General features: G+C 39.0%; 20 protein-coding genes, 2 pseudogenes and 2 other annotated features. Of the genes and pseudogenes, 17 read left to right on the top strand and 5 right to left on the bottom strand.

Going from position 1 to position 24,971, the window contains the following annotated elements; genetic code table 11:
• Positions 1 to 132 precede the first annotated feature (132 nt).
• Positions 133 to 642 (bottom strand): hypothetical protein, encoded by a 510-nt coding sequence (locus BAE31_RS00345; RefSeq protein WP_024425256.1) that lies wholly within the window; start codon positions 640 to 642, stop codon positions 133 to 135.
• Between the two features lie 434 nt (positions 643 to 1,076).
• On the opposite strand from BAE31_RS00345, the gene BAE31_RS00340 reads away from it, so the two are divergent.
• The 11 genes and pseudogenes from BAE31_RS00340 to BAE31_RS00300 all read left to right on the top strand — a co-directional run bounded on the left by BAE31_RS00340 (position 1,077) and on the right by BAE31_RS00300 (position 12,400).
• Positions 1,077 to 1,946, top strand: a complete 870-nt coding sequence (locus tag BAE31_RS00340; protein ID WP_076839096.1) for a DNA-3-methyladenine glycosylase family protein — start codon at positions 1,077 to 1,079, stop codon at positions 1,944 to 1,946.
• A gap of 102 nt (positions 1,947 to 2,048) precedes the next feature.
• The gene (rlmD, locus tag BAE31_RS00335) at positions 2,049 to 3,434 is read left to right on the top strand and encodes a 23S rRNA (uracil(1939)-C(5))-methyltransferase RlmD (RefSeq protein WP_076839094.1); all 1,386 of its coding nucleotides are present in this window, start codon (positions 2,049 to 2,051) and stop codon (positions 3,432 to 3,434) included.
• Between the two features lie 385 nt (positions 3,435 to 3,819).
• Positions 3,820 to 4,581: a methyltransferase domain-containing protein gene (locus tag BAE31_RS00330; RefSeq protein ID WP_369810490.1), complete on the top strand. Its 762-nt coding sequence runs from the start codon at positions 3,820 to 3,822 to the stop codon at positions 4,579 to 4,581.
• Positions 4,582 to 4,747: 166 nt separating this feature from the next.
• Positions 4,748 to 5,158 (top strand): DUF6508 domain-containing protein, encoded by a 411-nt coding sequence (locus BAE31_RS00325; protein ID WP_076839091.1) that lies wholly within the window; start codon positions 4,748 to 4,750, stop codon positions 5,156 to 5,158.
• Positions 5,159 to 5,197: 39 nt separating this feature from the next.
• Positions 5,198 to 5,323: a hypothetical protein gene (locus tag BAE31_RS19985; protein ID WP_255222342.1), complete on the top strand. Its 126-nt coding sequence runs from the start codon at positions 5,198 to 5,200 to the stop codon at positions 5,321 to 5,323.
• Positions 5,324 to 5,562: 239 nt separating this feature from the next.
• Positions 5,563 to 5,640: pseudogene (locus BAE31_RS19415) on the top strand (MerR family DNA-binding transcriptional regulator); the annotation flags it as partial.
• A 379-nt stretch (positions 5,641 to 6,019) separates the two neighbouring features.
• Complete coding sequence (locus BAE31_RS00320; RefSeq protein ID WP_076839089.1) at positions 6,020 to 7,204, top strand: DUF1835 domain-containing protein; 1,185 nt, start codon at positions 6,020 to 6,022, stop codon at positions 7,202 to 7,204.
• A gap of 74 nt (positions 7,205 to 7,278) precedes the next feature.
• Positions 7,279 to 7,502: a binding site (T-box leader), on the top strand.
• A gap of 37 nt (positions 7,503 to 7,539) precedes the next feature.
• Positions 7,540 to 7,764: a binding site (T-box leader), on the top strand.
• Positions 7,765 to 7,816: 52 nt separating this feature from the next.
• Positions 7,817 to 9,745 (top strand): threonine--tRNA ligase, encoded by a 1,929-nt coding sequence (thrS, locus tag BAE31_RS00315; RefSeq protein WP_083703952.1) that lies wholly within the window; start codon positions 7,817 to 7,819, stop codon positions 9,743 to 9,745.
• Positions 9,746 to 9,903: 158 nt separating this feature from the next.
• Positions 9,904 to 10,470: a hypothetical protein gene (locus BAE31_RS00310; protein WP_076839087.1), complete on the top strand. Its 567-nt coding sequence runs from the start codon at positions 9,904 to 9,906 to the stop codon at positions 10,468 to 10,470.
• 23 nt (positions 10,471 to 10,493) lie between these two features.
• Positions 10,494 to 11,777, top strand: a complete 1,284-nt coding sequence (locus tag BAE31_RS00305) for a hypothetical protein (protein ID WP_076839086.1) — start codon at positions 10,494 to 10,496, stop codon at positions 11,775 to 11,777.
• Positions 11,778 to 12,118: 341 nt separating this feature from the next.
• Positions 12,119 to 12,400 carry a hypothetical protein gene (locus tag BAE31_RS00300; RefSeq protein WP_003217864.1) on the top strand — a complete coding sequence of 94 codons (282 nt, stop codon included), beginning with the start codon at positions 12,119 to 12,121 and terminating at the stop codon, positions 12,398 to 12,400.
• 52 nt (positions 12,401 to 12,452) lie between these two features.
• Here the strand turns inward: BAE31_RS00300 and BAE31_RS00295 are convergent, their stop codons facing one another.
• Positions 12,453 to 13,961, bottom strand: coding sequence for an AcpB/EbpR/MafR family transcriptional regulator (locus BAE31_RS00295; protein ID WP_076839084.1), 1,509 nt, complete (start codon positions 13,959 to 13,961; stop codon positions 12,453 to 12,455).
• Between the two features lie 691 nt (positions 13,962 to 14,652).
• Between BAE31_RS00295 and BAE31_RS00290 the strand changes: the two genes are divergently transcribed.
• The 4 genes and pseudogenes from BAE31_RS00290 to BAE31_RS19855 form a co-directional block, all read left to right on the top strand.
• On the top strand, positions 14,653 to 20,790 hold the full coding sequence (locus tag BAE31_RS00290) for a SpaA isopeptide-forming pilin-related protein (RefSeq protein WP_076839083.1): 6,138 nt from the start codon (positions 14,653 to 14,655) through the stop codon (positions 20,788 to 20,790).
• A 21-nt stretch (positions 20,791 to 20,811) separates the two neighbouring features.
• Positions 20,812 to 21,414, top strand: coding sequence for a class D sortase (locus tag BAE31_RS00285; protein ID WP_076839136.1), 603 nt, complete (start codon positions 20,812 to 20,814; stop codon positions 21,412 to 21,414).
• Entirely contained in the window at positions 21,407 to 21,733 is a 327-nt protein-coding gene (locus BAE31_RS00280; protein ID WP_076839081.1) for a hypothetical protein, read from the top strand. Before BAE31_RS00285 ends, BAE31_RS00280 begins: the two co-directional genes overlap by 8 nt.
• Positions 21,734 to 22,081: 348 nt before the next feature.
• Positions 22,082 to 22,309 (top strand): annotated as a pseudogene (locus tag BAE31_RS19855) (leucine-rich repeat domain-containing protein); the annotation flags it as partial.
• Between the two features lie 92 nt (positions 22,310 to 22,401).
• On the opposite strand, the gene BAE31_RS00270 reads toward BAE31_RS19855, so the two are convergent.
• From BAE31_RS00270 to BAE31_RS00260, 3 genes are all read right to left on the bottom strand, one after another.
• Positions 22,402 to 22,716, bottom strand: a complete 315-nt coding sequence (locus BAE31_RS00270; protein ID WP_003217878.1) for a DMT family transporter — start codon at positions 22,714 to 22,716, stop codon at positions 22,402 to 22,404.
• Positions 22,717 to 23,061, bottom strand: coding sequence for a DMT family transporter (locus BAE31_RS00265; RefSeq protein ID WP_076839080.1), 345 nt, complete (start codon positions 23,059 to 23,061; stop codon positions 22,717 to 22,719).
• Positions 23,062 to 23,141: 80 nt separating this feature from the next.
• Entirely contained in the window at positions 23,142 to 23,720 is a 579-nt protein-coding gene (locus BAE31_RS00260; protein ID WP_025093485.1) for a TetR/AcrR family transcriptional regulator, read from the bottom strand.
• Between the two features lie 176 nt (positions 23,721 to 23,896).
• Here BAE31_RS00260 and BAE31_RS00255 point away from each other — a divergent pair, with 176 nt between their 5' ends.
• Positions 23,897 to 24,442: a VanZ family protein gene (locus BAE31_RS00255; protein ID WP_076839078.1), complete on the top strand. Its 546-nt coding sequence runs from the start codon at positions 23,897 to 23,899 to the stop codon at positions 24,440 to 24,442.
• Positions 24,443 to 24,907, top strand: coding sequence for a DUF6884 domain-containing protein (locus tag BAE31_RS00250; protein WP_075622583.1), 465 nt, complete (start codon positions 24,443 to 24,445; stop codon positions 24,905 to 24,907).
• Positions 24,908 to 24,971: the final 64 nt, after the last annotated feature.

Here is a 24,971-nt window from a genome sequence, read left to right as displayed (position 1 = left end):
TGCACCCCTCCAGACTTGCATTATATCATGAAGCAGCACCGGTGAACTTATACGTTTTCTTCATAAAAAAAGCCGATCTCATTTTTGAGATCGGTTCAATGTGCGTGTATGATTGATGGATAAAACCGAGAATTAAGGACGACGGAAGTTGACGAAACCACCATTACGGTCGAACCAGCCTCTAAATGCCCAGTTGATGTAGCCGCCGTCACCTTTGTTTGTGAAAGATCCATTTTCGAATACCCAGACTCCGTACGTAATACTTCCGTATTTCACAGTAGCAAACGTTTTGACGCCGTTGAAACGAGTCTCATAACCTTGGCTTAAGTTAAATACCATGACATTGTATTTTGCGCCAGCAGCATAGAAAGCAGACTCCATTAATCCTTTCACAAAGCCTTCACGGTTTGTGTTAGCATTTGCAGCATTGATTAATGCATTCGCAATACCAAGTACGTCAAAGTTAATATTAACGTTTCCTGCAGTTGTAGATGCTTTACCTTCAGCAGCTTTGTTTAAAACGGTTTGCTGTAATGTAGTAGAAACAGGTGCTGAAGTTTTTGGCTCAGCAGCGTCAGCGAATACTGGCAGTGTCGAAGAAACAGCAGTGGCAAGGGCAACAGAAAGAATTGTTTTTTTCATTGGTCGGATCTCCTTTGTTTTAAAATTTTGGGTCTTCTTTTTTGTAAAATGTGAAACTAAGTGAAGCCGGTCATCAATGAGGTAAATATGTTCCTGCAAGATAAAACAAATGATTGCCTAATCCGCTAATTTCTTTGTTCACCTCCTTGATATGTCATAATTATACAAATATTTTTAGAATGGAAGATATCACCCAGAGGTTCTATTTCTAATTTAAGGAAAATGAGCCTAAAATGTTGCAGGATGCTGTCGAATTTTAGCTGAATTCGACTAAAAACTTTCATCTATCCAAAAGGAGAATGACCACAAATAAGGAAGATATAACTGATAAATTCTTGTACTCTTTATGTTTAAAAGTATTCAATCTAGAGAATCATTCATGCAAAATGAAACAATCACATCTGCGTATGTTTGCAGAAAGGAAGAGGACATGTATGTGGGAAAAACAGCTGGCGGTAGAGCCGCCGTATCATTTCGATCAAGTGCTTAGACGCTTATCAAGTGATCCATTAAAAGCAGTCGATTTGAGTCAAAGAGAAATCAAAGTGCCGATCAGATTAGAGCAAAAACCGTACGTGGTCATCGTTCAAGCTACTGGAACAAAAGATGCGCCTATGTTCCGGGTGCAATCAAACGGCCCAGAGGAACCCCTTCTTTCTGAGGTGAAACGGATATTTGGCATGGAGCATCAATTACACATGATTCAAGACCATTTTTCTCAAACCAATCTAGCGCCCATTTTTGAGCAGCATATCGGAACGCCGCTCATGCTTGATTTCCATTTATATCATTGTTTAATGAAATGCATCATTCATCAGCAGCTTAATCTTTCGTTTGCTTACGAGCTCACGAAACGATTTGTCCATACGTACGGCGAGCAAATAGAAGGTGTATGGTTTGATCCTTTACCAGAAACCATTGCCTCTCTTGAAACAGATGATTTGAGAAAGCTTCAATTTAGTCAGCGAAAAGCAGAATATGTCATCGATGTATCGAAACGAATTGTGAGCGGCTCACTTTGTTTAGAGGAATTACACGATTTATCCGATCTGGAGGTGGAAGAGCGATTGCTTCCGATTAGAGGGATCGGCCCGTGGACGGTTCAAAATGTGCTCATGAATGGGCTTGGAAGACCAAATCTTTTCCCGATGGCAGATATCGGCATTCAAAACGCAATCAAACGACACTTCGACCTGCCTGAAAAACCGACAAAAGAAGAGATGGCAGCGCTAAGCAAGGAATGGACTCCATATTTAAGCTACGCTTCTTTATATTTATGGAGAAGCATTGAGACAGATAAATAACGGAAAGGAATTTTCTCTCTTTGTCTAAGACGTGATATACTAATGAGATGGAATAAAATGAAGACAACCTATCAAGGGTTCAAATAGAACGGAGAGAATAAAGTGAAAGAAAAACAGCAAGGTGCCCTTTTGCAAAAGGGACAGCAGTTCCCGCTTACCATTAAACGCCTTGGCATTAATGGTGAAGGGGTCGGTTATTTTAAAAAGCAAGTGGTCTTTGTCCCAGGTGCACTTCCAGGTGAGGAAGTGGTGGTTGAGGCAACGAATGTCCAAGCAAAATATGCTGAAGGTACAGTGAGGAAGGTGCGAAAGCGCTCCGAGCATCGAGTCAAACCGCCATGCCCAGTATACGAAGAGTGCGGCGGCTGTCAGCTGCAGCATTTGGCGTATGAGCAGCAGCTAAATGAAAAGCGTGATATTGTCATTCAATCAATGGAGCGACATACAAAGCTATCGGTTGAAAAGCTTGATATTCGGCCAACGATCGGCATGGAAGATCCGTGGCATTATCGAAACAAAAGTCAGTTCCAAGTAGGACGTTCTCACAGCGGAGACATCATTGCAGGACTTTATGGACTAAATTCCCATAAGCTTGTACCGATCAAGGAATGTATCGTGCAGCATCCAAAAACGAACAAAACAACAGGCGTTGTCCGCAAAATTTTAGAGAAATTCGGCGTATCGGTCTACAATGAACGGACAAGAAAAGGTGACGTACGCTCGATTGTCGTGCGTGTGGGCTTTGAAACAGGTGAAGTACAAGTCGTTCTTGTCACATCAAAACCTGAATTTCCAAAGAAAAAAGAAATCGCCGAAGCCATTCAAAAACGTCTGCCAGAAGTGACGTCTATCATGCACAATATTAATGGTGAAAAAACGTCGGTCATCTTCGGCCATAATACATCTCACCTAGCTGGAAATATGGTCATCCAAGAATTTTTAGGAGACGTCTCTTTTGAACTAAGTGCACGTGCTTTCTTCCAATTGAATCCGAAGCAGACGCTAAAGCTTTACGATGAAGCGAAAAAAGCGGCCAAACTGACAGGAAAAGAAAAGGTTGTCGATGCGTATTGCGGCGTTGGAACCATTGGAATGTGGCTTTCAGATGGCGCCAAAGAGGTACGAGGAATGGATGTCATCAAAGAATCAATTGATGATGCCAAGAAAAATGCCAAAAAACACGGCATGAAAAACGCGACCTATGTGACAGGAACAGCTGAACATTGGCTGCCAAAATGGGTCAAAGAAGGCTTCCGTCCTGACGTCATCGTCGTCGACCCGCCAAGAACCGGCTGCGAGCGCACCTTCTTAGACACCGTCAAACAAGTCAAACCAAAACGCTTTGTCTACGTCTCTTGCAACCCATCCACACTAGCAAAAGACCTTGAATACATGTCAAAAGACTACAAAATCGAATACATGCAGCCAGTTGATATGTTTCCGCATACCGCGCATGTGGAGTGTGTGGTGTCTTTATCTCTTAAGTAAAAAGGAAATGACAGCTATGATGGACCGAAACCAGCAATAGAAAAGGCAGTATCTAAATGATAAAAACCCTTCCAACAGGAGGGGTTTTACTTTAACTAACAATCTATTTTTCCTATTAGGATTCTTATTGTACTGAGTCCTCTATAATGAGACACCCATCATGTACTCTCGATTCTCAAAACAACTCATGTCTCACTCAATTATCAGCTGGATGAATATAAAATCAAGGTCTTCGGCAAGGTGCTCTTTAAATATAATTTTAAGTATTTTAATGGGAGTGATTCAATATGAGACTGAAAGAACATGAAATATAACAACTTTATACATTCGTAAGAGGCCCGCCAAATATTTAATCATTAAACTCAAAATGATAATTGGAGGGATTATGATGAATGACAAACAGTTTTCTTCATTTATAAAACAAGCAGATGAACCTTTTGTTGGGTGGGATTTCTCATTCATATCTGAAACTGGAAGAATGAAAAGTGAGCTGCTTTCATGGTCATATGGTAGTATAGCTACTTCTCTTGTTCAAAATGCAAAATCAATGCTGGACATGGGAACAGGTGGTGGAGAGTTTTTATCGAAATTAAGACCTTTTCCAACGTCAGTTTATGCTACAGAAGGTTACTTGCCTAATGTACCTATCGCAAAAGAACGATTAACACCTTTAGGAGTGAAGGTAGTTCAAATTTCTAATGATGGAAATCTTCCGTTTGAGACTGGAAAATTTGATCTTATCATCAATCAACATGAGTCATTTTCATCTAAAGAGGTGAGAAGAATTATCTCGAAAGAAGGTATTTTTCTAACTCAACAAGTCGGTGGACTCGATTGCATAGAGATTAATGAGAATCTAAGGGTACCAATAAATAAAGATTTTATTGATTGGAACTTAAAGAAAGCTTTAAACGAAATACAGGAGAATCATTTTGAGGTGTTGAAAAGTGCAGAAGAGTTTCCTGTTCAAAGATTTTATGATATTGGAGCATTGGTGTATTATCTGAAAGCAATTTCTTGGCAAGTGCCAGGTTTTGAAATAAGTAATTTCAAGGATGAATTATACACCATTCATAAAATCATTGAACAAAAGGGTTATTTTGACGCAAAACAACACAGATTTATTATTTTAGCTAAAGCAGTTTAGTTGGAAATGGAGCCTTTGATATATTTGAAGGCTCCAGCCTAATTTTGAATAGATGCCACCACGAAACAAAAGATGAAAAATAATAAAACGTACGATTCAGTTGATCATATGGTTCCTTTTATTATTGTCGGGCTTGAAAGCATTCTAAAAATAGAGGAGGATAACGATGAGCCAATTTGATAGTCTAACAAAATACATACCGATGCTCCGCGAGGACCATATCGGAGAATGGGTGATCGATCAAGAAAATGATGGAACAGCTGAACGCCCAATCCAGATGCCTTTTGTGCATTATTCTGAAACGGTCCAACGCTTTATCGAAGATGTCTATACCTTTGCAGAACAACATCAAGAGATGGAGCTTACCCGCTACAGAGAAATCCTCAAAGAAAATGGCATTGAAGGTGGATTGAACGATATCGAGAATGTGGACATTTCAAATTTAAATGTGCAGTGTGTACTTGCTCTCATCATGGGGGTTGTGAGAGCTGAGCGGTTTTGCGAGGGTTCCATATTCAATTCTTTTAAAAGTGGAACCATGTTGAAGTGTCTTGAAAGATTGGATTGTTTGGAGTAGGAGCGATGAGCGGTTTATTTCAATTATTGGAGTGATCATATGAAAAATAAAACAAATGTAGCCGATACTATTCCTTCTATGAAAATAGAAGAAATTGATCAAATATTATTATATGATCTTGATGCAATAAAAATTGAAAAAGAAGATGAACGTGTAAGAGAATAAAGTAAGTTTGGAACGGGTTTATGAATGATATGAAGATTGTTGAGCAGATGGGATTGTTAGAAAAAATTTTAGGATAATGGGCAAAGCCTAGATTTTAGAGAAATCTAGGCTTTTTTGCGCTTTTGGAAAATTTATTCAACTTCATCAAATGATTATGCAAATGAAATTCTTCTGTTGACTTTCCCCTTTACTGAAAGGTTTATACTTTGATCAGATCAACAAAACGGAGGAGATGCAGGATGTTCAAAATCGGTGATTTTTCTATGTTAAGTAAAGTGCCTGTCAAAACCTTAAGGTATTATGATCAAATTGAATTGGATGCGAAACCTGTGCGAACAGTGGTCAAAGGATTTTAATACAAAAGTGACTAGCAAATGATCAAAAAAGCAAAGAGAACGATTGTGAAGGGGAATTTGTGAATAAAGATATGAAAATCCCTTTTTTTAGGAGAATTCTATCAATAAATCAATCAATCAGAAAGAAAGTCTCAGAGCGGGTTGTACGCAAATGGCCCCATTTTATGGGGCTTTTCGTTTTTCGTAAAAGTCTAGCTTCCACGGTTCTGCCATGATCACTTCTGTAAAGATCTGATCATCTCTTTGTCATACTTTTGAATGAAATTGACTTAATAGAATTGACGCAAGCACCATGAATAGGTGAAGATGAAATAAACTGTAAGATAAAGGGAGTCGAATAATGATACATATCATATTTGGGGCGGCAGCTGCCGGTAGTTTAAAACAAGCAATACGTGAAATGAAGCAAGATCAAATAGATAATATTATCGCTTTTGATGATATTTATTCGATTGGACCACTTCTACATTTACACGAACATGAAGGACAAGCGAACCGTATAGAGTGGCTGCGTAACGTGATGTCAAATGAATTTGGCTATTTTGACGACATGGTTAACGATCAGCACAGAATGCTGCAGCAAATAAAAGAAATAAAAGCTGGCAGTCGTATACTCATCTGGACAGGCAGTAATGCCCATGAGCAAATTGGCTTGCGATATGCCGTCTATTTATTAAAAGAAAAAAGGGTTGAATTGTCTGTAATCAATACAACGACAGCATTTGATCAGCTGTTCAATACGAATACAAGAAGAATGATCCTTCGACATTCCGGAGAAATCACATCTGAAAAATTTAAAATTTTGTATGAGAGTAAAGAGCATATTCACCCAGTGACAAAAGAAGAGAGAGAAAGATTACAAAATGAATGGCTTTCACTTGCTAAAGAAAATCATACGCTGCGGATATGGCAAAAAGGACAAATGATCAGCGTACCAGAAGATGAATTTGATGCTTATTTAGTGAAAATGGCTAAGCGGCTTCATCAGTCCGCGCCAGAAGAGGAGTACATCGTCACTCCACGTCTAATAGGAGAAGTCATTGGTCATTTAGATCAGTATATCGGCGATGATTTTATTGAATATCGACTGAAGACATTAATTGATCAAGGGATTTTTGACATGAAAGGAAAACGAACTTCCATGCGTTATTACTCGTTTAAACTGACAGAGTTCGGTCAGCACTTCAAAAAATGGGTGTGCTGTCGAGAGTTTGTAGATCATCCCTTTGTGAAAATTGAAGGAGATTACGGTGGTGAACCTTTTCATTGCGGGCATTGTCAATGTCATTTAGAAAGAGATGATGTACCAGTAAGCGATACCCTTTTCTCAAAGATTTGGAATTGGGTCATACAGTATGGCCGCTGGTTTGACGAAGAGACCGATGATTTACTGCCAAATGGCGTAGACATGGAAAGGAAGTTTAATCAAGAAGGAGAGCGAATCACGAAAGAAGTGAAACGTGAATTATCTCCTGCGTATCAAATTGAATACAGCCCAAGTGAATACGCGCAATATTACATTTAAAGAATGAATTTCGTTATCACTGCACAAAATAATCCTTTACACAATCCATCATCTTCATGTAAGATATGGAGAAATTAAAAGCGAAGAAAAGGACATGAGCCATTTTTACTGGTTACCAGAGAGGGAAGTCACGCTGAAATCTTCCTAACACAGAAAAATTGTCTTACCACCTTTGAGCTGTATTGGGGAAATCACAGTATCCAATATCGTCTACGCCACGTTACGGCACCAGAGCCATAAAGCGAATACGCGTTATGGGAATTTGGGTGGAACCACGGATTACACATTCGTCCCTTTATGAGGGATGGGTGTGTTTTTTTGTACACTCATATAGGATCATTGCTTTGAAAAGGACATGAGCAGCTTTTATCGGTTACCAGAGAGGGAAGTCACGCTGAAATCTTCCTAACGCAGAAAAGTTGTCTTACCACCTTTGAGCTGTATTGGGGAAAATCGCAGTATCCAGTACCGTCAATGCCACGTTACGGCACCAGAGCCATAAAGCGAATACGCATTATGGGAATTTGGGTGGAACCACGGATTACACATTCGTCCCTTTACGCGGGATGGGTGTGTTTTTTTATTTCAAAAAATATGAAAGGTGTGTCAGGTATGAGAGAAAACATGGTGAAGATTCAATTTCCGGATGAAAAGATAAAGGAGTTTCCCGCAGGTACGACTGTCGCAGATGTTGCCTCCCATATTAGTCTGAGCTTAAGAAAAAAAGCAGTGGCAGGTAGGATCAATGATCAAATGGTTGATTTAAGTGAACAGCTATACAGCGATGCTCGGCTGTCTATTGTCACACTTGATTCAAAAGAAGGGCTTGAAGTGATGCGCCATACATCTGCACACGTATTAGCCCAGGCTGTGAAAAGGTTATATGACAATGTCACACTGGGGATCGGACCTGTTATTGAAAATGGATTTTACTATGATATGAAGCTCAATCAAACATTAAGCGTAGAGGATTTGGCGGAAATTGAAAAAGAGATGAAAAACATCATAAATGAGAATCATCCCATCCAAAGAAAGGAGGTCTCTTACAAAGAAGCTGAATCGTTGTTTGCACATGATCCATATAAGCTAGATATTTTAAAAGATTTACCCTCTCAAGAAGCCATCACAGTTTATCAGCAAGGAGAATTTGTAGATTTATGCCGGGGGCCGCATGTACCTTCTACAGGATACTTAAAGTCATTTAAACTAACACGTGTTGCAGGGGCTTATTGGCGGGGAGATAGCAATCAGGATGTCTTACAGCGAGTGTATGGTGTAGCGTTTCAGCATCCAAATCATCTAGCTGATTATCTTCATTTCATGGAAGAAGCAAATAAACGTGATCACCGGAAATTAGGGAAACAGTTATCCCTCTTTATGTTTTCAGAAGAAGCGCCAGGTATGCCGTTCTATTTACCAAGAGGTCAAATTGTCAGAAATGAATTAATGGCCTTTTCAAGAGAAGTGCGAGGAAAAGCGCAATACGAAGAAGTGAGTACACCGTTTATGATGAACCAAGAGCTTTGGGAAAAGTCAGGGCACTGGGATCATTATCATGAAAATATGTATTTCTCAGAAGTAGACCATACAAGCTTTGCTTTAAAACCGATGAACTGTCCAGGGCATATGCTCATGTTCAAAAACAGCTTATATTCATACAGAGACCTTCCGATCAGAATGGCTGAGTTTGGTCAGGTGCATCGTCATGAATTTAGCGGAGCGTTAAATGGATTGTTCAGGGTCAGAACATTTTGCCAAGATGATGCCCACATTTTTTTAAGAGAAGATCAAATCGAAGCTGAAATCAAACGGATTTTCCAATTAGTTGATCATGTGTATCGGACATTTGGGTTTGAGTATTCAGTCGAGCTATCCACTCGTCCAGAAAAAGCCTTAGGGGATGATGCTATTTGGGAAATATCCGAAACAGCACTAAAAAATGTGCTTGATCGTCTAAAGGTCGACTACCAGCTAAATGAAGGAGATGGGGCATTTTATGGTCCGAAAATCGATTTTCATATCAAAGATGCCTTGCAGCGGAGCCATCAGTGCGCCACAATTCAGCTGGATTTCCAAATGCCGGAGAAATTTGATTTAACATATATTAACGAAAAAAATGAAAAGGTACGGCCAGTTGTGATTCACAGTGCCATTTTTGGTTCTCTAGATCGTTTCCTAGGCATTCTCATCGAGCATTTTGCGGGCGCTTTCCCATTATGGCTAGCACCAGTACAAGTACAAATCATCCCTGTCTCAACTGTTCACCTTGATCACTGCTTAGAGGTGCAGCAGCAATTAAGTAGTATCGGAATAAGAGCCACAATCGATGAGCGGGATGAAAAACTTGGCTACAAAATGAGAGAAGCACAAATGCAAAAAATTCCTTATATCGGGGTCATTGGCGATACAGAAATGCAAGACAACACACTAAATATCAGACAGCACGGAGAAAAGACGTCAAAGCAGCTGTCTGTTGAGGACTTTAAACACATGGCATCTCAGCAAATAAAAGACAGAACAGCTGCTCAAGAAATGATGTGAGGATTTCATTACGAAGTATGAGACGTCCATTGAATGATGGGCGTCTTTCCCTTTCCATTTCTGCAATGGAAAGGGAAAATATTGAAACATTTTTTCGTTAAAATCGTAATAGAGATAGAGCGTTCAACAGAAAGCTTTGAAACGGAGAGGAGTATTGCATGGAACAAGCTGCACTGAAAAAGATGAGGACAAAACAAATAGCTGTCTCTAATTTAATAGCCGTTATCTTAATCATCGCTTTTTATATGATGATTCAAATTGTTGAAATTAGATTTACACACTTCTTTCTTTGTTTAGGAATTTTAATGCTCCTTCAAAGTATTTATGGTTTTATTAAAAAAGGATCAACAAAGTCCTTCATTCCAATTTACGAGCAGATAGCTATTTATGAAAGAGAAAAATTAGGGGAAGAGTGGGAGAAGGAACAGAGGATGGATAATGTTTGGAAACTGATAATGAGCGGGCTTATGTTTTTTCAGTCATTTAGTTTCCAAAATGTATCGAACCCATTCTTTGATATCCAACCAATGTTTCTACTTTTCTTATTGATTACGGCTCTAGCTCTTATTAATATAAGCATGCTTTTTCGCTTTAGAAAAATCGACCGGTCGACTGAAGGCGAATTAACAGGCTATACAAAAGAGTCAAATATAATGGCAATAGCTTTAGGGTTCTTAACTGTAATCATCATCTTCATCTTTATCGTCATCTTTATTCTTCCATAAAACTGAATTTTGAGGTGAAACAAATGAATGCAAACATTCAACAACTGATCGATCAGACAAAGGCGAAATTTGGTTTAGATCTTTACTATTTAAAAAGACACAGTTTTCATCGTTACGTCAATATGTTCAATGAAACGGTTTATACATTGAATATGGAATGGTTTCCCTCTCATGAAGCTGAATCCGAGGACGATGATTTAAACCCGGACGGCACAGCTGTGATTGACGTGAACTTAAATACAGGCCAGATTGAAACGGTCATTTTTGTCATGGACAAAACCTTCGCGAAGAATGGTGTCACATTTAAGAGGCCTTATCCAGCTCATGTCATTCAATGGATTGAACAAGAAACAGGGTTGATCTATGGCGAGCACTTTCACATGCATCAAAAGGAGAAAGGGGAACTTTTTTTCGAAGAAGCAATAGATGGTGTGAAAGTGACGCCTTCAGGCAGAATCGAAGTGAAATGGGATGAACAGGGGCAGCTCATTCACTTTACACATCGAGGGCCATTTATGGCAAAAAAACTATTAAGAGCTGAAGAATATGTGCTTTCCATTAATAGGATCGAGGATTTAGCTAAGCAGCAAGTGCAGCGGTTTGATTGGCCATCCTTCGAGCAGAATCGAATCCGCCCTATATATGCGTTAGAAGAAATTTATGTGAAGAACGATGGAACAGGCACGCTTCCGTTTGAAATTGGGCGTGAAGAAACGCATTGTATACATATGCATCAGGTCATGGAGTGGAATGAACCGTTAAACAAAGCTTTTGAAAAAAAGGAAATCAATATAAACGAAGACATTACTGCTGAACAAGCCTTCTCACTGGAGCCTTCGCCAGATACATTCCCGATCTCAAAAGAAGATCAAGCTGCGTGTATCAAAGCGGTTCGAACCTTTTTGGCGCAAAAATATTCAAAGGATACAGGGAAGTGGGTGCTAAAAACACTCCACCGTGATCATGGCTACATCCAAGCGATATTAAAAACGAATGAGCAAGAAGGCTTTGGATTTATGGATAAGATCAAGGTCTTCATTGATGCCAGCACTTTTGAAGCCGTTAATTACATAGATAAAAAAGAGATGTTTCAAGTATGCGGGATACTCAATCCATCTCAAACAGCTAGTGAAATCACCATATCTCCGAAAGAAGCCTTTGAAAAATTGAAGGAAAGCCTCGAACTTACACCCATCTACGTCTATGACGATGTGCAAAAACAATATGTTTTATGCGGAAAGCTCGACTGTCATGAAGGCGTTGATGCAGTGAGCGGTGAAGTGTTCTCTTTGACAGACCTTTCATAACTTCTAAAAGAACAGTGAGCAACTGTTCTTTTTTGTCCATTTTCCTCTTTTTAGAATAAAAATGGAATTTTGTAGAAGGAAGTTGTCGTTTCATCACGAAAGAAACAGATAAGAATATGATCATAGGTCCATCGGTTGGAATTCGTATTTCATATAGTAAACGTCATACATAATGAAAACCCATGACAGTAAAGTTGATCTACAATTCTTTTAGAAGAAAAATGAAATCGTGTCTCTAGTAGTATGCGAAAATAGGCGGACTGAGATCATAGGATGAGTTGAACATGTTTGTTTTTAGGTAAGCTTAAAGCCATAAATAGAAGAAAGTGAGGATATCTACCTTGAGTACATTGGAAGTGTTTCGTCAGTTTTTGGTTGACCATTATCCTGCGTTACAAGATGAGCTTTGGCTAAAAGATGTTGATACCCTTCGAATCTCTCCTATTCTTCATCCTTTTCTGAAAAGCAAGCTGCCAGAAGGAATCGAAAAATTCACTTGTGTCCTATTCACGCAGCAGACAGATCAAACCGCTGCACCGCTCAAAGTCTACCTTTTATTAGATGAATATGAGCAATCGCTTTACGCCATTGATTTGATGAATGAACAAATAGTGCTTCATTAATACAGAAGAAAAAAGCTGCTTGAGAGCTCCTCAGCAGCTTTTCTTGTGAATATTAGTTTGTCATACCAACCAATCTTGAGTGCAAGTTGTCCAATTCTTTCTTTGTTGGAAAAGAGCTGATCAGCAGCGTAGACCGTCCTAATTGATTAGGAAGCTCAGTATCAGTCACAATCATATCAATCCCAAGTCGATCCATTGTCAGTTCATTTAATGTATTTTCTGGACTTGTGAAAATATGAATGAGAGGAGGCAATCTTAATTTAATTAAATCCGCAATCAACAAACTATGATTATAACCTAATGTTGAAATGACAAAAATGTTCAACACGTTTCTCCGATCCATTTCCAAATGAACAAGCCCCCTCCAGTTAGAAGTAATGATACGAATCAATTCTCGTTCATTTTTCACAAAAGAAGCAAGTATATCGTCTGTTTTTAACTCTTGGATGATATGAGTAATCCTCGAATAGAAGTAAGGAAGCTGTTTTTTTACCTCTGATAAATACCTCGATTTCTTTTTGAAAAGGAATCCATCTCTTACGGTAATTTCCCTAGAATACACATAATATTGGAGAAGAATCAGCGTCATCACCTTGCGATTAGCCACCTCTTGATGAAAAATCAACTCCAATTGATTGATAAAGGAATGAATGGCTTCGAAGAGGTGTGGTGTATGCGATTGAAAGAACGTCAATTTTTCTTCGACAGTTTCAATTGATTTATAATGGCCAATAGCTGGTTCAATCAATAGTAAAAAGACAAATTCGTGACGATCCAACGTAACACCAAAAGTGTCCTTTGTCATTTGGCAAACGTGTTCTTCCAAGTTTTTGATTTGTTTATAGATACCTTTAGCTGTAGATGTTTGTTTTTCCTTATCCATTGAGTACGTATAATTGCGTCGTATGGTAAAATTTTTCCTCACTCGGTGTATGGAAACGGCGAGCCATAGGCAAAATTTATCTATAGCCACATCAGGTAGAGTGACTTCGAGCACCTGAAATAGCTTTTGTAAAAAATCAACTGCATCTTGCTTTTGAATATCATCGAATGGCCAAAGCCTGCTTCCATAGACTTCAAACAAAAATTCCACAAAAAATTGACGAATCTCCTTCTCATTTCCATGGAACTGCATACTATCTGGTCGTAACTCAAGGTCATACGAGATAAGAAGCGAATTGATTTTATGAATGGTGTTATACAATGTGGATCTACTGATATTCAGCGTGTCCATCCATTCATAGAAAGACCTGTTTTGTTCAAAGAAAACGCCGTCAATCAATCGAATTTCAATCGTATCTTTTAGAATTTCTTTGATATAGTAGTCGACTCGTATCGTCTGTGTATAACAAATGGATATGCCTTGTCTTGGCTTTATGTGGATTAACGGCTCTCCGTTCTCTGTTTGGAACGACTTCATTTGTTCTAAATCGCTTTGAATGGCACGAACCGAACCTATTTGTTCATTCGATATCTCTTGAAGGCTCCACCACTTATCTTTTGATACAAGCAGTTTTAAAATTTTTATCCATCTCTTTGATTTATTATCAATGAGCTCCATTAAACAACTAACTCCTTCCCTTGGCTTGCCTCTATATGATGAAGTTCACTTAAAGAACATTTGATTTTCTAAATAGGCATAAAATGATTTTAATGTTTAGGCTAAATCGTTTTGTCTTCACTTTTCATGATAAAAGAGAAAAAAATTAGACGAAAACAAATGTTATGCCCTGATTCTTCATATATTTCTTTTAAAAGGTGATAAGTAAGCCATGAATCCTATAAAAATGGATCATTTTAGATATTTAAGTTTATTTTTTTGCTGTTGAAACGGTAAATGTAAGAATAAAACACAGCAGCTTTTTGATTACCATATGAAAGGGAGTAGAAAGGAATGCGGTCTATATGATGCTGAACTGTCTAACCATACATACCATAAGATACATGCTTGTTTCATATGAACGAACCATATGTGAGTACATGCTTATATATGCATGTATTTATAATTTATTGTTTATTCCAGTATAAATAGAAACATTCTTCATGATCCCTCTCACTATTCCCCATTTCTATGGACCCCAATCCATTTATAGAATCCACTACTCATGATTGATCAACTCATTTTATTCATAGGGTCTTAAGGTGCAAATTTTTAAAAAAATATTAGATCAGAAGCGGAGTGATTGATCAGACAGTATACAAATGATTTTTTTATCATTGGTGAACATTAAATTTAGAAAAGGGTGGATGTATTGAAAAGAATATTGGCGCTGGCACTCATTACCGTGTTAGTCATACAGTCTAGTATATTAGGAGTCTTGCCTTTAGCAGGGGCACAAGCAAAAGAAATTCAAGAAAACATTTATGGGGATATTGAGTTTGCTGATAGCGAAGGCAATAAGTTATCAAGCATGGAAGATCAGCAAGTAAGAAAGGCCACTGTGCATTGGTCTATAAAAGGAATTGATCTAAAAAGGCAATATCCGTATGTACTCTCTCTCCCTTCTGCCATCCAGGTAGAAAAGGAGCAGAAGGAACCCATTACTGTGGGTGACATAATTGTTGGTGAGTATACCGTTTCAAAACAAAATGAAGTGACGGTCATATTTAAAGAAGATGTTGAGCTTGATCCAAATTTAGAAAGATCAATAGACATCGATGTCACCAGTATAGCTGAGCAAAAAGAGAAAACAAAGCAAAACGAGAGTGAAGAAAGCCTTCCAAAAGAGGAGTCAACCTTATCTGAAAAAGATGCTAAGAATCAAGAAGCCGCTCAAACGAAACAAAGCGATGAAGATGAATTACTAAAAAACAAAGTGAATGTATCTAAGCGTGCAGGGCTGCAAAGTGTTTCAAAACAAATGCTGATACAAGAAAATCTCCTCACTGATGCGAAATTAATATTTGAAGATCAGGAAGGAAATTCAGTTGAAAAGCCTGACATCAACTCGCTTATTTCCATTAACTATGAGTGGGCCATCCCGAACGGGCATAGCTATAATGGCGGGGATGAATTCCAATTCAAGGTTCCAGAGGAATTAGTCATTTACGAAAAAATCGACCGTCTCGAGATGAAATTTAATCAGGCAACCATTGGTTATTTTTCTGTAGATGAGAGCGGGAATGCCTCCATCGAGTTCACCGATTTTATCAAACAATATTCAAATATCCATGGAACACTTCAAGTGTGGACACAATTGGATCAAAAAACAGTCATCACTGAAGAAAAAGAAGTCATCATTACCCCGATTGAAGGCAAGGATAAAATATCAATCCCGATTCAATACATTCCAAATGGCCCAAACGTCTCTAAAAAGGGAGAACCAAATCGATCTTACAATGCTGAAACTATTCAATGGACAGTAGATTTTAATATGGATTTAGAAGATGAGAAACAAGCGAAACTGTTAGATCCGATTCAAGAAGGTCAGGCGTTAAAAAAAGATTCAATTAAGCTTTATCGTATTGATACAAAGCTAAATGGTGAAACATCGATTGGTCAGCTGCTTGACGAAAACCACTACACAATTGGCCAAACAGCAGATGGTCAAGATTTCACGATTGAATTTAAAGATGACGTTCATCTAGCTTACCGTTTAATGTATGAAACGGACATTACGAATCAAGACCAGTCTGCGTTTCGTAATAAAGCGTCCCTTGTCTCTGGTGATAAAGTGATCAGTTCAGCAGAAGGAACAGTGAATGTGACAAGAGGCAGTCCTTTAAATAAAAAAGCCGCCCAATACGACCCAGTCACACAAACAATTACATGGGAAATTCGATATAACTATAACGAAAAAAAGATTGTTGAAAAAGACGCTTTATTAGAAGACTTCTTTAACGGCACACAGGCGCTGATATCTGATTCCATTCAAGTCAAAGAAGTCACAATTGATCAAAATGGCAACGAAGCAGGAACAAAAGCGTTTGAAAATTATGTGGTTCAACCTCAAAAAAAGGATGAACAAAACGGGTTTACCTTGCAATTCAATCAAGATATTCAATCGGCTTATCTCATCACCTATCAAACGAAAGCAACCGAGCGGATTTTCGAAGCTGAAGAGATTATCAATACTGTAACAGCTGGCAAAGAGAGCAAACAAGGGAAGCAAAGAATTGACCAGCAAATCCTAACGAAAAGTCATGGAACACCGAATTACAAGAACAAAACCATTCCATGGCGTATCACCTTCAACAAAGATCAACAAACGATGAACAATGTGATATTAAAAGATACGTTTACAAACGAAGGATTGACGCTGCAAAAAGATAGTTTAAAAGTGACGACAGGTAATACAGTGCTTGAAGAAGGCACAGATTATCAAGTAGTTGAACATGCAAATGGATTTGATATTCAATTTACGAAAGAAATAAACACAGAACATACCGTCACATATACAACGTCTTTTGATTATGAAAAAAGAGCAGATAAAGATCAAAAAAACTTGCGTAATCATGTAAAGCTCGAATGGGTAAATGAAGATGGCAAGGATTTGACGAAGGAAAATCAATCTGTCTTCACGCCTGACACATACACGCAGTCAAATGGCTTCAAAAACGGAACTTATAATGCAAAGAAAAAAGAGATCACATGGAATATCGGTGTGAACTATAACTTGAAACATCTAGAAGAGGCGAGAATTGAAGATTTCATTCAAGGAAACCAGCGTTTGCTTAAAGATTCAATCACCGTCTATTCGCTTGATTTACATGGCGGGGAAAATGGTACGGAAGAAAAAGAGGTATTAGCGAAAGAAAATTACGACATCAAATTCCTTGAAAATGAAAAGGGAGAAACAGGCTTCGAAGTCATTTTCAAAAAAGCCATTGATTCTCCATACAAAATCACGTATCAAACAAGTGTTGAAGGAATGGATTTAGTACAGAAAACCTACGATAATAAAGCGACCCTTTATGATGGACAGACAAAAGAATCAGATGTGAATGCTGTGGTGTCCATTCCAAATGGGGGGAAATACACGAGCAAATCAGGAAATCAACAAGGAAAAGTCATTGATTGGAAACTAAATATCAACTTTGGTCAATCAACAGTCCAAGATGCGACGATTATAGATCATCCAAGCAGTAACCAAGCCATAATAGAAAACTCATTTCATCTCTATTCGACGACAATAGATGAAAAGGGGCAAGTGACAAAAGGAGAAGAGCTGGAAAAAGGGAAGGATTATGAGCTAGATCTTGAATTCGATCCAGATTCTTTTCAAATTAAATTTAAAGAAGAAATCACGAGACCATATATTTTGGAATACCAATCTCTCATTTTAGATAAAGTGGGAAGTACACTTCAAAACGAAGTGACGTTTAGAGGTGAAAATGTAAAAGAAATCAAAAAGGAATCCGAAGCCTCAATTGTGGTCAAACGCACCGCTGGCATGGGAGATGGCACAGGATCGATTGGTGCTTTAACCGTTAAAAAGGTAGATGCGAGTAGTGGAAAAGCGCTAAAAGGAGCAAGCTTCTCTCTGACAGATGCTGCGAGCGGTATTGTCATAGGTACAAAGACAACAGATGAAGAAGGAGCTCTTCGATTTGATCGTCTTCTGTATGGTGACTATATCGTGACAGAAGAGAAAGCACCTGATGGTTATATTAAAACGAAGGAACCGATCCATGTAACGATTGATCAGCCTTACGAATCAGGAGATCAAGCGAAAACAGGAAATAGCATGACGGTGCAAAACCAAGAAATCCGCCAGCATGTCAAGTTAACGAAAAAAGACAAAGAGACGGGTGCAGCATTAGAGAATGCAGAATTTGAATTAAAAAATGAATCTGGAGATACCGTCCAAACCGATTTGAAAACGGACGAAAAAGGAGAAATTCTTTTCAAACATCTTGAGCCAGGTTCCTATTATTTTGTGGAGACAAACGCACCGAAAGGCTATCAGTTAAATCAGCAAAAATGGCCGTTCACCATTAAAGAAAATCAAACAGAAACAACAATTGTAACTGCAGTAAATGACATCATCAAAGGCTCTGCAGAATTGAGCAAAATAGGTGAAGGCGGAGAGCGACTAGAAGGTGCACAGTTCAAGCTTTTAGATCAAGATGGGCATGAGCTAAAAGGTTCGCTTGTCACAGGAGAAAATGGCAAGATCACGATAAACGAACTAAGGCCGGGTACGTATCACCTCATTGAAACAAAAGCACCCGATGGTTATGTATTAGATGAAACGCCAATCAAATTTGAAGTACCACTTGATCCAAAGGAACCAGTCGTCATTTCACAAAAGAACCTATATGAAACAAGTGCATTAGAAGTGATGAAAGAAGGGGAAGATGGCAAGAAACTTCAAGGTGTTCGATTTGAAGTCAGGGATCAAAATGACGAAGTTGTGCGTAAAAATTTGACAACAGATGAAGATGGGAAGCTTTTGGTCGACAACCTCAAACCGGGCAAATATCAGCTCGTAGAGACAGAGAGTATTGATGGTTACGAAAAGAAAAATAAGCCTTATCCATTTACCATCGAAGTCGCACAAAAAACACCAGCAGAGATCAAAGTGATCAATGATCTTAAAACTGGAGCTGTCGAGCTCACGAAGCGCGGTGAAAAGGATGATGTGCTTAAAGGAGCAGAATTTAAGCTTGTAGATGCAAATGGAAAAGAGATGAAAACAGGTCTTGTCACTGATCAGAACGGGAAGATCATCGTCAACGATCTGAAACCTGGAACCTATCAGTTTGTTGAAACGAAGGCCCCATTCGGTCATGAGCTTGACGAAACACCTGTCACTTTTGCTATTCCATTTAACCCTGAGAAGCTGGTCAGTGTGACAAAAGAAAATAGCCGCACTACAGGCGGAGTGCTACTGCACAAAAAAGGCGAAGATGGGAAATCATTAGAAGGGGTTGTCTTTGATCTATCTGATGATAAAGGAAAGATAGTGGCAGGAGGAGAAGGGGTTACAACCAATCAGGATGGAAAGATCACCTTCACAGGGCTAAAACCTGGAACCTATCAATTTGTTGAAAGAAAGAGTCTTGAAGGCTATGAATTGAGTACGAAACCACTTGTCTTTGAAGTTAAATTAGGTCAAAAAGAGTTGATTCAAGTGGAGGCCATCAATCAGCTTAAGAAAGGTTCTGTAGAACTCACAAAAATAGGGGAAGAAAAAGAAAGATTGAAAGGCGCAGAATTTACCCTTTTCAATGACGATGGCAAAGAATTGATGTCGGGTTTAACAACAAACGAGAAAGGCATCATCACTGTCAACGATTTGAAACCAGGCGCTTACCAATTGGTTGAAACGAAGGCTCCTTTTGGACATAAACTTGATGCAGAACCAGTAGACTTTAAGATTGAATTCAACCCAAATCAACTGGTGAAAGTGACAAAAGAAAATATTCGGACGACAAGTGCTGTGCAGCTTCAGAAAAAAGGAGAAGATGGTCAGTTGCTCAATGGAGTGACCTTCGATCTGCTTGATGAGCACGATCAGCGTATAAAGAAAGACTTAAAGACAGATAAAAACGGTCAACTGACAGTCGATCAACTGAAGCCAGGCACCTATCGATTTGTCGAAACAGCAAGCATTGCCGGCTATGAATTGGATCAGACACCTGTCACCTTTACGATTCGATTAGGTCAAGACAAACCAGCAAAAGTAGAAATGATTAACAAGCTGACGCCGGGAGCAGTGGAACTGACCAAAGTGGACGATGAGGGACATACGCTGGAAAATGCAGAGTTTGCTCTTCTGAGTAAAGAAGGAAAAACGTTGAAGAAATCACTTGTAACGGACCAAAAAGGAAAGCTTCACATCAACGATCTAAAACCGGGACAATATCAATTCGTTGAAACGAAAGCACCTCATGGCTATCAATTGGATCATCAGCCGATCCTGTTCACAATTGAGAAAAATCAGCAGAAGCCGCTTCAATTAACAGCGAAGAATCACTTGATCTTAGGAAGTCTGCGTATTATAAAGGTAGACCAGCAGACAGATAAAACCTTAAAAGGGGCAGCCTTTGACATTCGTACAAAAGCCGGGAAAACCATAAAATCTGTGACCACAGGAAAAGACGGAGAAGCGATTGTCAAAGGGCTTAAACCTGGAGAGTATATACTCACAGAGACGAAAGCACCAGATGGTTATGTAGCTTTAAAGAAGCCGCTCGCTTTTACAATTCAAATGGGCGAAGTGGAGATCAAGACAATGATTGTAAAAAATGCACCAGTGAAGAATGAAGAGGAACACACGAATCCTCCAGCCTCAGATAAAGGGGATCAGCATCCGCCTCATGACTCAAACGGTGAGCTGCCAAAGACTGGAGAAGAATGGCTGCGTTACTTGATGTATGCAGGGATTTTACTAGTAGTGTCTGGAACTGTTCTTCTTGTTATCAGAAGAAGAACCATTCAGTAAAAGGAAGGAACGAGTGTATTGATGAAAAAAAGAAACTTATTAGGCAGCTTTTTGGTGGTCACGGGGCTGATGCTCATCTCCGTTCCTTTTCTATATGAGTGGCGAACTTCTCAAGAGACAGCAGCAATGGAACAGGCATTAAAAATGATTGAAGAAAATGAAAGTGATGCCCTTTCTTCTATTCCACATTTAACTGTGTCAGAAGAAGACCTACGAGATGTGATGGAGCTAGAGATCCCGTCAATTGATTTAAACGAAAAAGTGCTTCCTGTTACAACAAAAGAAAATTTAGGTATAGCACTGACTCAAATTAAATCTCATCAAATGCCAGGTGAAGGGAATTTCACGATTGCAGGGCATAGAGGGTATAGAGGCGATCGTCTTTTCCGTCAGCTGCCAGAGGTACCTAAAGGAGAAAAAGTCGTCTTACATCATCAAGCAGAAACATACGAATATAAAATTGTCAGCTCAGCTACGATAGAACCGACGGATGTGGATGTACTAAAGGATCGCGGGAAAAATGAACTGACATTGATCACTTGTACACTTGATGGTCAGAAACGCTTTGTCTTAAAAGGAATACGAATCAATGCTTCAAAGGGTGAGCAGCCATCGGATGTATAACACCAACATAATAAATGATGGATGCGAAGGAAAAGCAGCGCTCACGACCGACATGTTACGCCAATTGTTATCAGAGCATTATCCAACTTTAAAAAATGAACGTTGGAATGTTGATGTAGATACAATTCGGACTTCGCCTATTCTTCACCCTTTATTAAGAAGAAAGCTGCCAGTTGGTATTGAAAAATTCACCTGTGTTTTGTTCACGCAGCAGACAGAATCTTTTGGAGAGCCTTTGATTGTGTACTTTTTATTGGATGAGAAAGGCGAATCGATTTACGCAATGGATCTCTTGCTCGAGCAGCAAGATACCCATTAAACGAGAAATAAAAAAGGATTAGCGGGTTTGATTTTAAGGTGGAAAAATAAAATCAGTCATATCATGAGGACTCTAATTCGTATATGAATTAGAGTTCTTTTATTTGTTTATATATAGTCGTTTTACTCACTTTATTATCTACTAAAAAGTCCGCTGCCTAGCAGATAGTCTCCAATGACTGCTTCATATTTTAGATGATAAAGATTTTATAAAATGGATTGAAAACAGAGGTCATAATCACGGTTGGCGACCAAAGAAGATCATCTAGTTTTTATCCTTTTTTGATAAATCCCATAAACTTTGTGCCTTTGTATTCCATTCAAGTGCCAATACCTCAACATCTTTAAGATTTCGAACCAATTCCCGACAGAAGAATATGCCAGGTTATCCGTAACCCTCCCAAATACGAAGTGTGATCGTTTTGCGCCATACATCTTTTTAACAAGTCCTATTGTAGATAAAGATGTGATGGTGATTGGAAAGCGAAAACCGAAATTAAATTCAAAAGTTGATGGGGCAAAGTTGCAAAAATACGAAGAACAATTTAAAGTGTATCAAGAAAAGTATATAAAGTAACTTAAAAAGCAATGGAACATCATTCCATTGCTTTTTCTATTGCTAATGTAATAGCTAATACCATCATAAATTTTTTCTTTCTTGTGATTCAATTACGCAAACAGCTTCAGCCCAACCACACCAATTACAATCAGCAGCAAGCTCAGTATACGAATCATGTTTTTCGGCTCTTTAAATAGAATCATATTAAACAAGACAGAGCCCGCCGTTCCAAGCCCGATCCAGACCGTATAAGCGACGGATACTTGAACGGACGAGAACGAGGCGTATAAAAACAAAAAGGATAACGCAAACCCGCCGACAAATAAAATGCCTGTCGTGATTTGCTTTTTCTTACTAAACATATTGAGGCCAATGGTTCCGCCGATTTCGCAGGCAGAGGCTAACAGTACAAAAAACCAGCCCATTTATACCGCTTCTCCTTTCTGCTCATGTACATCTCCATCAGACACTTTCAGTCCGATAATTCCGAGAATTAAAATGCCCATAAATAAGAGCTTTTCTAATGAAAACGAACCGCCAAACAGCGTATAATCCATCAAAGATGTCCCAATCGTTCCAACTCCGGCAAACACGGCGTACACGGTCCCTGTCGGCAGCTTTTCGCAGGCCTTCATTAAAAAATAAAAATCAACTGGGATCAGACAGATAATGACCGCCCATTCCCACACAGCATCAGCTCTATTTAAACCAAACACCCAAAGTAATTCGAATAAACAAGTGAGTGCAACATACATCCAGCTTTTTTTCATCGTATTTCCTCCTAAAACTCAAAACTGACGATTCGTCATTTTGAAACCAAAAAAGAGCGTACAGCAAGTGCTGTACTAAGTTAAGGCGTCTCTATGCCAAGTGCGTAAAGAAGAAATTGCTTCACCTCTCGCTTTTGAATCAGAACCTCTTCTGTATCTGTTTCCGTAAATAAGTACATTTGCTCAGCAGAAGATTCAAGTAAACCGATAATGAATTTGGCTGCATATTGACAGTTCAAATTCGCACGGACCCTTTTGTCCTGCTTTGCTTTTTCTAAAAAAGCAGCGACCCATTTGTAAATTGGCTCATAAATATCTTCCCATTCCTTTAAATGCTCGGTGGCGGCTAAGCCTGAGTAGGTCAGGGCAAGGACATCACGGTATTGCCTTGTAAAAGCGAAAATGAATTCAACAAGCGCATCTGCTTGATCGAGGACATCTGCATGCTGAGTGAATTCCTTTTCGATCGCAGGCACCATCTGTGCGATCAAATGTTCAGCGATAGCAGGCATGACGGAAAGCTTTGAAGGAAAATATAAATAAAACGTTCCTTGCGCTACTCCTGCTGCTTTCACAATATCCGAAATGGTCGTCTTTTCGATTCCTTTTTCTTTAAACGCATCAATCGCAGCAAGCATAATCTTTTCTCGTTTCGACATATCATCACCGGCCTTAACTGACTGAATGTCATTCATTTTAGCGAGAAAATGACGATTTGTCAATATGGTCTTCTCTTCATTGAATGTGAGAATAAGTGATGAATAGATGCGGGCAAGCCTGAATAAGCTGTAAATATGGTCAAGCATCATCATGTGAGAAAGGGGCAGCTCTCTGTATGACATCCAGTGCTATGTTTTCCATTACTTATTTTCTCCTGCTCGTCCCGCTCTATTTACATATGAGATACAGACAGGCAAAAAAGCACAATCGTTTTATCTATTTGCGAACAGAATTGGTCCTTGCCAGTCTGTTTATTTATACGAATGTTTTACTATATTTGACGGTCTTTCCAAATCGTTTTTCCGCCCCAAGAGATCAGGTGAGTGTCAACCTCATGCCTTTGCAGTCCATTTATCAAAATCTTCACGCCTACCATCACGGCTATCCAAATCTTGTCTTTTTAAATTTAGCAGGCAACATATTGTTATTTGTACCACTCGGTTTTTTTCTATATCAAGCCTTTCGAACCATGCGCTGGCAAAAGGCAGTTCTTGGGGGCTTTCTCCTGTCAATCATGATCGAATTGCTCCAATGGATGTTCTCGCAATCTGGTATCATTACAAGAAGCAGTGATATTGATGATATTCTTTTAAATACAATTGGCACAGCGCTAGGCTGTATCATGTATCAGATCTATCGAAAAAGGAAGGAGAAAACCTGAGTGAAGCGAGTTTGTATCATTCCATGTGGCGCGAAGAAAATTTGGGATGTCGATCCAGAAGCAGGGAGCCAGCCAGCGAATCATGTCTATTTAAGTCCCCTGCATCAGCGTACGAAAAGCTATGCTCAAACGTTCTTTTCAGACTGGATGATCGTATCAGCGAAGCACGGATTCTTAAAGGCAGATGATATCATACATGAAAATTATGATGTGGCTTTTGGTACACCGCATGCTAAGCAGATCACACGAGAAGAACTGAGCCAGCAATTTCATCAAAAAAATCTTTTCGCATATGATGAATTGGTGGTACTGGGTGGAAAGAAATATCGAAAAGTGATCGACCCTTTATTACAACCTCATCAAAAAGCAAATTATCCGCTGGCTCCATATAAAGGAATTGGCTACATGCTTCAGGCATTACATCAAGCAGTGGAATCAAAAATAGAACTTCCGCCGCATATTTAACACATTCACATCTACCGGTAAGCAGGGTTTTGATCTTTAAAAAGAGAATAATTGAAATAGCGAT

Origin of the sequence: Bacillus sp. I-2 (assembly GCF_001974945.1) — a bacterium.
Taxonomy (GTDB): Bacteria; Bacillota; Bacilli; order Bacillales; family Bacillaceae; genus Bacillus; species Bacillus safensis.
Note: the sequence above shows the minus strand (reverse complement) of the source record. Positions and strands in the feature narration are given on the sequence as shown.